Source organism: Actinoplanes philippinensis, from assembly GCF_900113015.1.
Classification (GTDB): Bacteria; Actinomycetota; Actinomycetes; order Mycobacteriales; family Micromonosporaceae; genus Actinoplanes; species Actinoplanes philippinensis.
Genome location: NZ_FONV01000005.1, coordinates 542289 through 554155, shown reverse-complemented (window position 1 = coordinate 554155; position 11867 = coordinate 542289). Strand labels below are relative to the sequence as shown.

Sequence of the window (11867 nt, the reverse complement as noted above, 5' to 3'; positions counted from 1 at the left end):
CCGCGGGCCCGGCGCGGCGGATCAGGCCTGGCGGCGGCGGAGCAGATAGGTGTCCATGATCCAGCCGTGCCGCTCGCGGGCCTCGGTGCGGGTCTTGACGATCTCGTCGCCGACCTCGGCCACCGGGCCTGCGGCGAGCAACTCGTCCGGCGTGCTGACGTAGGCGCCCCAGTAGATGTCCGCGTCCGGGTATTTCGTGAACGCGTGCTGGGCGTCGAGCATCACGATCACGTCGTCGGCGCCTTCCGGCCAGCCCTCGGCCAGGCGCCGCCCGGTGGTGACCTGGAACGGCTGCCCCACCCGGTTCAGGCCGACCCGATGCTTGGCGGCCAGCGCCGACACGCTGCTGATGCCGGGGACAACCTCGAACTCGAACTCGACCGCCCCTCGCTCCAGGATCTCCTCGAGGATGGCGATCGTCGAGTCGTACAGCGAGGGGTCGCCCCACACCAGGATCGATCCGATCTCGTCGTCCTTGAGGTGCTCGGCGATCAGCTCCTCCAGGACCAGGGATCGCCGGTGCCGCCAGTCGGCGACGGTGCCGGTGTAGTCGGCCGGGTTGCGGTCACGATCCGGGTCGCGGCCCTCGACGATCCGCTTCCGCGGCTGCGAATACCCCCGGATGAGGCGCTCCCGCAGCTCGATCAGGCTGGCCTTGGTCTCACCCTTGTCGAGCAGGAAGAACACATCGGTCCGCCCGATCGCCTTCGCCGCTTGCAGGGTCAGATGGTCCGGGTCGCCCGCGCCGATCCCGACTACACAGATCTTCCGCACGCCCTGAGTCTGCCTCACCCCCGCCGACACCCCATCGCCAGCCCGAGCCGGTGAGCGCTACATCGCAGGCCGGCCGCACAAGCGGCGTCCGGCCGGCGAAAGCCGGGTGGGCCGCACAGGCGGCGTCCGGCCGCCGAAAGCCGGGGTGGGCCGCACAGGCGGCGTCCGGTCGCCGAGATGCCGGTGTCGGCTGGACAGGCGGCGTCCGGTCGCCGAAATGCCGAGGCCGGCCGCACCGGACGGCGTCCGGTGCGGCGAAAGGCAGAGCCCGCCTCACTCACGGCGGCGGGCCGCCGCAAGACCGCTGCGATGGGCGATGGCGACGAGCTGCGCGCGGCTTCCGGCCTCCAGTTTGGCCAGGATCCGGTGCACGTACGTCCGGACGGTCTCCGGACTCAAGGACAGCGCCCGGGCGACCGCCGCATTGTCGTCGCCGTCCGCGAGGGCGGTCAGCACCTGGCGTTCGCGGGCGGTGAGCCGCTCCAGGCCCGCGGCGGCGACCGGTCGTGGCACGGCTGCCGCGTGGGCCATGACCTGCCGGGTCACGCCGGGTGAGAGGACCGGTTCGCCGCGGGCGGCGGCCTGTACCGCCTCGCGCAGTGGTCCGGGTGCGGTGTCCTTGAGCAGGTATCCGTCGGCGCCGGCCCGCATCGCCCCGAGCACTTCGTCGTCGGTGTCGAAAGTGGTCAGCATGAGGATCGCGACGTCCCGGCCGGACGGCTCGGCCCGGATCTCCCGGACCGCGGCGATACCGTCCCCACCGGCCATCCGGATGTCCATCAGCACGACGTCCGGCCGTAGCCGCCGGACGAGGGCCGCCCCGGCCACCCCGTCGGACGCCTCCCCGACCACCTCGATCCCGGCCGGCTCACCGGTGAGCAGGGCCGTTATGCCCGCGCGCACCAGAGACTGGTCGTCGACGAGCACCACCCGCACGCGCCTCACCGGGCCACCGCCAGGGGCAGGGCCGCGCTGACCCGCCACCCGTGCTCGACCGGCCCGGCATCGAGCTGCCCTCCGGCCGCGGCCACCCGCTCCCGCAGCCCGGTCAATCCCGCCCCCGCCGCTTCGGGACCGCTGGGCGTCCCGTCGTCCTCGACGCTGACCAGCAGAATTCCGTCGTCCTCGCGGATCTCGACCGCGATGCTGTGTCCCGCCGAGTGCCGCAGCACGTTCGTCACCGCCTCCCGGACCAGCCGGTAGGCGGTGGCCGCGGTCTCCGGATCCTCGACCGGTTCGATGTCGGCGCGCACCCGGAATCCGGCGTCGCGGGCGGTGTCCATCAGTGCGCCGAGGTCGCCGAGGGAGGGCCCGGCCCGCAGGCGCCGCACCGTGCCCCGCAACTCGTCGAGCGCGTCGGACAGCGCCCGCGCCACATGATCGAGAGCGGTCACCGCGGCGTCCGGCCGGTGGGGCGCCTCCTGCCGGGCCACGTTGGCCTGGATCGCGGCGACGGTGAGCGCGTGCCCGATCGCGTCGTGCAGTTCCCGGGACAGTTCCTGGTTGTGCTCGTGCACCCGGCGTTCGGCCTCCAGCTCGATCTGCCGGCCGGTGAGCGCGGCGATCCGCCGACGGGCCCGGACCAGCTCGCCGAGGGCGATCGCGGCGGCCATCAGGGCGAGATGGCCGATCCCGTCGTAGAGCACGACGACCCCGAAGTCCTGCCCTTCCCGCAGCCGGAAGAACACCGACACGACCATGGCGATCAGCACCGTGACGACGGCGATCCGGCGGTGCCCGGCCTCGGCGGCCGAATACAGTGCGGCGGCCAGTGGGACGGCGACGCCGATCGCCGGGAACCCGGCCGCATAGTAGGCGAAAAGACCGGACAGGGTCAGGATCAGCACGGTACGGGAGTGCCGCCGCCGCCAGAGCATGAGCACGCCGAGGGCGGCCGCCCACAGGTACGCCCCGATCCCGCTCCGCCCACCGAGCTCGGCCGAGGCGATCAGCGCCAGCACCGCGGCGACCCCGGCCGCGACCGCGAGGTCCACCCGTACCTTCCGCACGTCTCCGATGCTAGGCAGACTCCGTGGCGCCCGGGTACGCCGGAAAGCGACATCTCCCGACGCCACCGTCGGGTGTCATGCGGCAGGACCTCCGCCTGAGGATCGTCCTGGGCCTGCCGGCGGCGCCCCGATAGGTCAGCGCCCGCGAACGCGGCCGGCGCCCGCTCAGTCGGGAAGGAGGGGCACCGACGGCGAGATGTCCCGCCCGATCATCGCGGCGCGCCGCAGCGAGCCGGATCCGAACCGATCACGAACCCGGTCGACCGCCGCGTCGAGCCCGTCGGCGCGTGGCGGCTCGAACGGCAGCTCCATCTGCACGGCCCCGTCCCCGTCGAGGTTGCTGACCGCGACTCCCACCAGCGTGAGCCCTCGCTCGCCGATCAGCGGCCAGGCCTCGCGCAGCAGGTCGACCGCGGTCCGCAGCACCGCCCCGGTCTGCATCGTGGCCTTGAGCAGGCTGCGGGAGCGGGTGGCCCGGCTGAAGTCGCCGAACCGCAGCCGTAGCGTGATGGTCCGCCCGGCCCGGTGTGCCCGCCGCATCCGCTGGGTGACCCGGTCGACGAGCGCGCCGAGCACCGCCTCGACCTCGGGGAATCCCCGTGGCCCGGACCGGCCCAGCGCGCACTGCGCCCCGATCGAGCCGCGCCGCCGCCCGGTCTCCACCCGGCGCGGGTCGTGGTTGTGGGCGAGCGCGTGCAGGTGCCGGCCGGCGTTGACGCCGAGCATGGCGATCAGGGCCGCCTCGCCGATCCGGGCGACGTGCCCGACCGTGTGGATCTGCCGCTCGCGCAGCCGGGTGGCGGTGACCGGCCCGACGCCCCATAGTTTCTCCACCGGGAGCGGATGCAGGAACTCCAGCTCCCGGCCGGGTGGCACGACCAGCAGCCCGTCCGGCTTGCCGGCGCCGCTGGCCACCTTGGCCAGGAACTTGGTGGGCGCCACGCCGACGGTGATCGGCAGCCCGGTCCGCGCGCGCACCTCGGCTCGCAGCCCGATCGCGATCTCCTCCGGCCTCCCGCGGATCCGGCGCAGGCCCTCGACGTCGAGGAACGCCTCGTCGATGGAGATCGGCTCGACGAGCGGGGTGGTGTCGCGGAACACCTCGAACACGGCCTTGCTGGCCGCCGCATACGCGGCCATCCGGGGCGGCACGACGACGGCATGCGGGCAGAGCGCCCTCGCCCGCCCGAGAGCCATCGGGGTACGCACGCCGAACTCCTTCGCCTCGTAGGAGGCCGCCAGCACCACCCCGCCGCCGACGAGGACCGGCCGGCCGCGCAGCGCGGGATCGTCGCGCTGCTCGACCGACGCGTAGAACGAGTCCAGGTCGGCATGCAGGATCACGCCGCCACTTTAGTACACGTGTTCGAGGAAGCGCGGGCCGATCGAGCGGCGGCCGTCACAAATCCGTGGGGGAATCGCGCAGCGGGATTCTCGGTTCTCAGACTTGAGTCACCCACGCTCAAGAAACTGGAGGAGCCACCCATGCTCACCACCCCCACCGTCCGCGACCTGGAGCGACTGACCGCCCGCGTCCTGGAGGGCTCGGCCCGCAGCTCGGGCGCCCGGCTCGACGCCTACCGGGTGGACGGCGCCTTCTACATCGACATCGACCTGCCCGGCGTCGACACCGCCTCGATCGACATCACCGTCGACGGCAAGGTGCTCACCGTCCGCGCCGAGCGCCGGCGTGCCGAGCAGGAGAACGCGCAGGTCGTGATCGCCGAACGCCCGATGGGCACCTTCAGCCGGCAGGTCTTCCTGTCCGATCGGCTCGACACCGACCGGCTCGAGGCGCGGTACGACAACGGCGTCCTGACCCTGAGCATCCCGGTCCTGGAGCGCCGGCCCCGCCGCATCGAGGTGACCGTCTGACCCCGTCGCTCAGTGGACGAACTGCAGCCAGTTGAGGTTGACGAACTCGCCGCCGTCGTTCGCGGTGAACGTGACGAACACGGTGTGCACGCCGCTGACCGGCTGGAGGACGGCGGTGCCCGTACGCCATGATTGCCAACCGCCGGTGTCGCTGACCGAGACCTCACCGACCGGCGCGGCGTCCCGGCTGTCCAGCCGGACCTGCACCCGGCCGCTGATCCCGGACCCGGACGCCAGCCGCAACCGCACCTGAGTCGCCGGCACGGCGCCGAAGTCGAAGTTGTCGAACCGCAGGTGGTCGTCCCGGTTGACCCAGCCGATGTTCTGACCGCCGCCCTCGTCCTCGGTCGCCTGGGTCTGCACCCCGGCCAGCTCGGTCGCCGACTCGGCCTGCAGCACCGGGTAGGGCGCCGCGCCGGCCGGGGGAGCGGGCGACGGCGAGGCGTCCGGCTCGGCCGAGGTGGCCTCCGGCGTGGCGGCCGGGGTGGTGACCGCCGCCTGGGGCGTGATCACCGGCTCGGCCGGGGTGTCCTGCCAGCGGCCCAGCAGGTAGCCGACGAGCACGAGGCCGGCGCCGCCGAGCACGGTCACCACCCGGCGCCGGTTCTGCCACGACTTGGTGCGATAGACGGTCGGAGATCGCTGATCCACCCGGACAGGGTAAAACGAAACGCCTCCCGCGCCATCGGCGCGGGAGGCGATCGACGATCACGAGCGGTGGATCAGATCACGGCCCCGGTCTCCGGGAAGTGGCAGGCCGCGACCGAGCCGTTCGGGTTCGGCAGGAGCACCGGCGCCTCGGCCGCGCACTTCTCCTGCGCCTTCCAGCACCGGGTGTGGAAGACGCAGCCGGACGGCGGGTCGATCGGCGACGGGACGTCACCCTCCAGCTTGATCCGGCCCGCGCCGCCCAGCTTCGTCACGTCCGGCACGGCGGAGAGCAGAGCACGGGTGTACGGGTGAGCCGGGTTCTCGTAGATCTGCTGACGCGTGCCGACCTCGACCATCCGCCCCAGGTACATGACGGCGATCCGCTCACAGAAGTGCCGGACCACGGCCAGGTCGTGGGCGATGAAGACGAAGGACAGCCCCAGGTCACGCTGCAGCTGACGGAGCAGGTTGACCACCTGCGCCTGGATCGACACGTCGAGCGCGGACACCGGCTCGTCGGCGACGATCAGCTTCGGCTGCAGGGCCAGGGCCCGGGCGATGCCGATACGCTGCCGCTGGCCGCCGGAGAACTCGTGCGGGTACCGGTTGTAGTGCTCCGGGTTGAGGCCGACGGTCTCCAGCAGCTCCTGCACCCGCCGCTTCACGCCACCGGGCGGCTCGATGCCGTTGACCTGCAGCGGCATCGCGACGATCCGGCCCACCGTGTGCCGCGGGTTCAGCGACGCGTACGGGTCCTGGAAGATGATCTGGATGTCCTGGCGGAGCTTGCGCAGCCGCGATCCCTTGGTGTGAGTGATGTCCTCACCATTGAAGGTGATCTTGCCGGAGGTCGGCTCGAGCAGACGGACCAGCATGCGGCCGGTCGTCGTCTTGCCACAGCCGGACTCGCCGACCAGGCCGAGCGTCTCACCGGGGCGGACCTCGAAGTTCACATTCTCCACCGCGCGGACCACGGAGCCCTTGCCCCAGAGGCCGGAACGGACCGGGAAGTGCTTGGTCAGGCCCTCGACCTTGAGCAGCGGCTCACGAGCCGGAAGAGTCGGGGTGGCCGGGCTCGCCGCGGAGTCTGCGAGATCAGTCATTGGGCCACTCCTGCGTGCGCGATGTCTTCTGCATACAGCCGCTGCCGGGTCTCGAAGGACATGTGGCAGGCGACGTTGTGCCCGTCCTCACCGGCCGGGCGGAGCTCCGGAACCTCGGAGAACGAGCGGTTGCCGTTCTGACCAGCGTAACGACAGCGCGGGTTGAACGAACAGCCCGTGGGCAGGTTGATCAGGCTGGGCGGGTTGCCCTTGATCGGCACCAGGTCCACGTTCGCGTCGCCGTGCAGCGACGGCACGCTGGCCAGCAGACCCCAGGTGTACGGGTGCTGCGGCCGCTTCATGATCTGCTCCACCGAGCCGGTCTCGACGGGCCGGCCGGCATACATCACCAGGACGTCGTCGGCGACCTGCGACACCACGCCGAGGTCGTGAGTGATCATGATGATCGCGGACTGGAACTCGCGCTGCAGGTCCTCGAGAAGCTCCAGGATCTGCGCCTGCACGGTCACGTCCAGGGCGGTGGTCGGCTCGTCGGCGATCACCAGAGCCGGGTCGTTCACCAGCGCCATCGCGATCATGGCGCGCTGGCGCATACCGCCGGAGAACTCGTGCGGGTACTGGTTCGCGCGGCGCTGAGGCTGCGGGATGCCGACCCGGTTGAGCATGTCGACGGCCCGGGTGCTGGCCTCCTTCTTGCTCGCCGACGGGTGGTGCACCTTGTAGGCCTCGGCGATCTGCGCGCCGACCTTGTAGTACGGGTGCAGCGCGGACAGCGGATCCTGGAAGATCATCGCGACGTCCTTGCCGCGGAGCTTCTGGATCTTCTCCTCTTTCATCCCGACGATGTTCTGGCCACCGATCGAGATCTCACCGCTGATCTTCGTCCGGGCCGGGTTGTGCAGGCCCAGGATCGACATGCTGGTCACGCTCTTGCCGGAGCCGGACTCGCCCACGATGCCGAGGGTCTGCCCGCGGCGCACCGAGAAGGACACGCCGTCCACCGCGCGAACCAGGCCGTCCTCGGTCGGGAACTGCACCTTGAGATCGCGTACCTGCAGGTAGGCCTCCGGGTCCACGGCGGCCGCGGCAGGGCTGGTCGAGGTCGTCATTTCGCTTCTTTCCACGTCATCTCTGGACGGCTCAGCCGAGTCGCACGCGGGGGTCGATCACCGCGTAGAGCATGTCGACGATGATGTTCATGGCGACGATGAAGAACGCCGCCAGCAGGACGGTGGCCATGACCAGCGGGAGGTTCAGGTCGGAGACCGCCTGGGCGGCCTCGCGCCCGATGCCGTTGAGGCTGAACACACTCTCAGTGATGACCACGCCGCCGAGGTAGGCGCCCAGGTCGACACCGGCGATCGTGATGATCGGGGTGATCGCGGCGCGCAGCGCGTGGCGCCGGTTGACCACCCGGGGGGACAGGCCCTTGGCCCGCGCCGTCCGGACGAAGTCCTCCTGCAGCGTCTCGATCATCTGCGCGCGGGAGAGCCGGGCGTACAGCGCCGAGTTGATCAGGCCGAGCGTGATCCAGGGGAGGAGCATGCCGCCGGCCCAGTCGAGCGGGTTCTCGGTCAACGGGGTGTAGTGCGGGTTCGGCAGGATGCCGGTCGAGTAGACCAGCAGCAGGAGCAGCACACCACCGAGCGTGTAGGTCTGGGTGGAGGCGAAGCCCACGGAGGCGCCGATCGCGACCCGGTCGAAGACCGTGCCCTTCTTCAGCGCGGCCAGCATGCCGAGCCCGATGCCGACCGTCAGGAACACCACCATCGCACCGGCCACGATGCTGATCGTGACGGGGAGCGACCGCTCGATGGTGTCGGTGACGGGCTCCTTGCTACGGAAGGAGTATCCGAGGCACGGGGCGGTGCACTCACGGATGGTGCCGGCGTCGTCGATGGTGCGTCCGACGAAGACGCCCTTCACGAAGTCTGTGTACTGCTTGGTGATCGGCTGATCGAGACCGAGACTCTGCTCGACCTGAGCGATCCGCTCGGGGGAGCAGTTACGCCCGCACTGGGTCCACGCCGGGCTCGAGGGCACCGCGAAGAACAGGAGGAAGGTGACGATGGAGATGGCCACCAGCGTTGTCGCCGCCAGTAGCAGGCGCTTGATCAGGAAGCGGAGCACGGTTCTCTACATTCCTCTTGACTGGCCACGGCCGGTGGGATGACCGCGGGTTGCGCGATCATCCCACCGGTGTGACTGGAGAGACTGTTACGGCTTGACGAACATGGTGTTGAGGGTCAGGTGGCTGAACGAGTCGCTCAGGAACGTGCCACCGATCTTGGAGCCGGTGATCTCGTAGGTCCCGATGTAGTACTGCGGAACCAGCGGCGCGTACTTCTCCATGATGAGCTTGTCGAGCGCGGCCCAGGCCGGGGCCGCCTCGGCGACCTTCAGACCCTTGATCCGGTCGATCTCCTTGTTGACCTCGTCCTCGTTGAAGTAGGCGAGGTTCTGGTTGCCCTTGTCACGGATGGTGCGGCCGTCGAGCAGAGCCGGGATGACGGTCGAGGAGGACGGCCAGTCGGCGCCCCAGCCACCACGGATCAGGTCGTACTGGTTGCCCTTGGTGCCGACGCTGTCGTAGTAGGTCGCGGGGTCGAGCGGGGTCAGAACCAGCTCGATACCGGCCTTGGCGTAGACCTCCTTGGACTTCGCCGCCATCTGCTGACGCACCGGGACGTTCGGGAACGCGTAGGTCAGCTTGATCGACTTGCCGCCGAGCAGCTCCTTCGCCTTCTCCGGGTTGCCGGACTGGCCACCGTCGTAGGCGTTGTAGTTCTGGTAGCCACCGATGGTCGGCGAGGTGATGGTCGAGCCGAACTGGTCGATACCGCCACGGACCTTGATGATCGCGTCACGGTCGACGGCGTAGTTGAGCGCCTGGCGCACCTTCAGGTCCTTGACCCGGTCGGTGTTGATCCACATGTACTCGACGTACTGCGAGGCGCCGGACTTGACGCGCTCCTTGACCTTCGGGTCGCTGGTGGTCTTGGACAGCACCGCGGCGGGCACGTTCGCCCAGATGAACGCGGTCTGGTCCTCGGCGGCGTCGGCGACGATCCGGTTGGCGCCGGTCTCGGCGTCGATGCCGAACTCGACCCGGATGCCGTCCATGTACGCGTTACGGATCGGGTCGGTCGCCGGGTCCCAGTTGGGGTTGCGAACGAAGTCGATGTACTGGTCGTACGCGTGTTCCTTGATCATGTACGGACCAGAGGAGACCGGCTTGCGGTCGTAGTCGCCCTTGGTGTCCTTCGCCTTCGGGACCGGCGCCGTGGTGGGCATGGCCACCGCGAACGGGGTCTCACACTGCGGCTTCGGGAACGTGAAGGTGATCACGTTGCCGTCGGCCTTGAGGCCGGGAACCTCGGCGCCGGGGCTCTTGAACGGGCCCTTGTAGGTGGTGTTGTACTCCACCGCGTCGGTCAGCCACTGCTGGATGTACAGCGGGCCCATGCCCCAGTCGGGGTCGAACGAGCGCGAGATGCCGTAGACGACGTCGGCGCCGGTGATCGGCGTGCCGTCCTCGAACTTCAGGCCGTCCTTCAGGGTGTACTTCCACACCTTGCAGTCGCCGTTGACGTCCTCACCCGCGTTGGTGGCGAGGTCGCCGACCAGCTTCAGGTTGCCCTTGCCGTCCTCCTTGTACCCGGTGAGGGTACGGGCGAACTGGGTCGCCATGGACAGCGAGTCAGAGACGTAGATCTTCTGAGGGTCGAGGTGCTCGAACTCCGCCGCGTGGAGGAGCTTGACGACGCCACCCTTCGTGGCGCCCTCGACAGCCTTGGCCGGCCCCTGCGATTCCGCGGGGTCGGTTGCGATAGTGCCGGTCTGCACCACGTTCTGCGTGTTGCCGCCGCCGGGGGTTTCGTTCGTGGTCTCCGAACAACCGCTGGCAACAAGGGCAACCGCCAGAACGCCGACGGGCAGCGCTCCGAACTTGCGTCGCACTTAGGTTCTCCTTCTCTCAACCGATACGTGCCTGGGCCACGCGACCCGCCGCGGCACGAGCGGAAGTACCGTTTTCAGTTGTGTTTCAGTTCCGGCCGGTCACTTCGACGACTTGGGATCGAGTGCGTCGCGAAGCGAGTCGCCCAGCAGGTTGAACGCGAGGACCGCGATGAAGACGGCCGACGCGGGGATCAGGAAGTAGGCCCAGTCCGGGGTGCCCAGCCACTGGCGGCCGTAGTAGACCAGCCGGCCGAGGTCGGGAGTGGGCTCCACGACACCGATGTTCAGGAAGGACAGCGCGGCCTCGGCGGCGATGAAGCCCGGCAGCGCCAGAGAGAAGGAGACCAGGATCGGCGCCCAGATGTTCGGGAGGAGCTGCTTGAACAGGATGTGCGTGCTGCTCGCGCCGGCGGCCCGGGCGGCCTCCACGTACTCCCGCTCGCGCAGCGACAGGATCTGGCCGCGGACCAGACGGGCCGTCGTCATCCAGCCGAACAGAGCGAACACGCCGATGATCACGGACACCCGGAACGTGCCGGGGACCTCCTCGCCCACGTCGTAGGCGGCGGTGTTGATGATCGGGATGATCGCCAGGGCGAAGACCAGGAACGGGAACGCCAGCATGAAGTCGGTGAACCAGGTGAGAGCCTGGTCGACCCAGCCGCCGAAGTAGCCGGAGACGATGCCGAGCACCACGCCGAGCACGATCGAGATGATCGCGGAGAGGAAGGCGATGACCAGCGACGTGCGCATGCCGAAGATCAGCTGCATGAACAGGTCACGGCCGATGCCGGCCTCCAGGCCCAGCCAGTGCTCGCCGCTGATGCCGCCCAGGTAGCCGGTCGGCAGGCCCTGGTAGTTCAGTTTCTCGCTGAAGCCCTCGGTCGCGGTGATCCCGTACAGCTTGGAGATCAGCGGGGCCAGCAGGGAGATCAGGATGAAGAACAGGACGGTGATGAAGCTGGCGAACGCGGTCCGGTCCCGCTTGAGACGGATCCACGCGAGCTGGCCCGGCGAGCGGCCGACGAATGCCTTCGCAGCCGTATCGGGCTGGAGAACCGCTACCGCCGTGTCCTCGGTGCCTGGTGAGCGTGAGTCGGCGGTGGCCGGGGTGTTGCTCATGATGCGGTGTCTCCTCGTAGCGGACTTGATCGCGAAACGAACCTGTCACTCGCGGTGGCGAGGCGGGTCCTGCCCGTTCCCGGGCGGGTCGACTCGGCCCGTCGTCGTGACGGCGGGCGCTCGATGCGCTTCAGGATCGTCGGCGTGCGGCCGGGGTCGATAGTTGGTTGTACCACGCACCAATCCCTCCCCCGTGGACGCGCCCCACTGGCGCTATGTGAGCCGTATTCGTCTGCCGCGGTTCAGAAATTTATCCGAGATCCGCAGGCCGAGAAATGTGTTGACGCATCGATCCGGTAACGGAACGGGATCGCTGCCATAAGGCCTGGGTCATATCGTGCGCCGAGTGCGTGGGTCATAAGAACCCATTTTGGGGGTAAAAACGCCATCTTCCATGCGGCGAAACGACCGG

General features: G+C 69.4%; 11 protein-coding genes. 1 reads left to right on the top strand and 10 read right to left on the bottom strand.

Going from position 1 to position 11867, the window contains the following annotated elements:
* Positions 1–21: 21 nt before the first annotated feature.
* The 4 genes from cobF to dinB form a co-directional block, all read right to left on the bottom strand.
* Positions 22–774: a precorrin-6A synthase (deacetylating) gene (gene cobF / locus BM290_RS15770; protein WP_177319725.1), complete on the bottom strand. Its 753-nt coding sequence runs from the start codon at positions 772–774 to the stop codon at positions 22–24.
* Positions 775–1047: 273 nt separating this feature from the next.
* On the bottom strand, positions 1048–1719 hold the full coding sequence (locus BM290_RS15765; protein ID WP_093614787.1) for a response regulator: 672 nt from the start codon (positions 1717–1719) through the stop codon (positions 1048–1050).
* A complete protein-coding gene (locus BM290_RS15760) occupies positions 1716–2783 on the bottom strand; it encodes a sensor histidine kinase (protein ID WP_203779366.1) in 1068 nt (355 codons plus the stop codon). Before BM290_RS15760 ends, BM290_RS15765 begins: the two co-directional genes overlap by 4 nt.
* A 165-nt stretch (positions 2784–2948) precedes the next feature.
* Positions 2949–4127 carry a DNA polymerase IV gene (dinB, locus tag BM290_RS15755; protein WP_093614546.1) on the bottom strand — a complete coding sequence of 393 codons (1179 nt, stop codon included), beginning with the start codon at positions 4125–4127 and terminating at the stop codon, positions 2949–2951.
* 141 nt (positions 4128–4268) lie between these two features.
* On the opposite strand from dinB, the gene BM290_RS15750 reads away from it, so the two are divergent.
* Entirely contained in the window at positions 4269–4658 is a 390-nt protein-coding gene (locus tag BM290_RS15750) for an Hsp20/alpha crystallin family protein (RefSeq protein ID WP_093614544.1), read from the top strand.
* A 9-nt stretch (positions 4659–4667) separates the two neighbouring features.
* On the opposite strand, the gene BM290_RS15745 is transcribed toward BM290_RS15750, so the two are convergent.
* The 6 genes from BM290_RS15745 to BM290_RS15720 form a co-directional block, all read right to left on the bottom strand.
* On the bottom strand, positions 4668–5309 hold the full coding sequence (locus BM290_RS15745; protein WP_093614542.1) for a carbohydrate-binding protein: 642 nt from the start codon (positions 5307–5309) through the stop codon (positions 4668–4670).
* A gap of 71 nt (positions 5310–5380) precedes the next feature.
* Entirely contained in the window at positions 5381–6412 is a 1032-nt protein-coding gene (locus BM290_RS15740; protein ID WP_093614540.1) for an ABC transporter ATP-binding protein, read from the bottom strand.
* Positions 6409–7482 carry an ABC transporter ATP-binding protein gene (locus tag BM290_RS15735; RefSeq protein WP_093614538.1) on the bottom strand — a complete coding sequence of 358 codons (1074 nt, stop codon included), beginning with the start codon at positions 7480–7482 and terminating at the stop codon, positions 6409–6411. Before BM290_RS15735 ends, BM290_RS15740 begins: the two co-directional genes overlap by 4 nt.
* Before the next feature lie 31 nt (positions 7483–7513).
* On the bottom strand, positions 7514–8503 hold the full coding sequence (locus tag BM290_RS15730; protein WP_093614536.1) for an ABC transporter permease: 990 nt from the start codon (positions 8501–8503) through the stop codon (positions 7514–7516).
* Positions 8504–8590: 87 nt separating this feature from the next.
* The gene (locus BM290_RS15725) at positions 8591–10333 is read right to left on the bottom strand and encodes an ABC transporter substrate-binding protein (protein ID WP_093614534.1); all 1743 of its coding nucleotides are present in this window, start codon (positions 10331–10333) and stop codon (positions 8591–8593) included.
* A gap of 99 nt (positions 10334–10432) precedes the next feature.
* Complete coding sequence (locus BM290_RS15720) at positions 10433–11455, bottom strand: ABC transporter permease (RefSeq protein WP_093614532.1); 1023 nt, start codon at positions 11453–11455, stop codon at positions 10433–10435.
* Between the last annotated feature and the right edge of the window lie 412 nt (positions 11456–11867).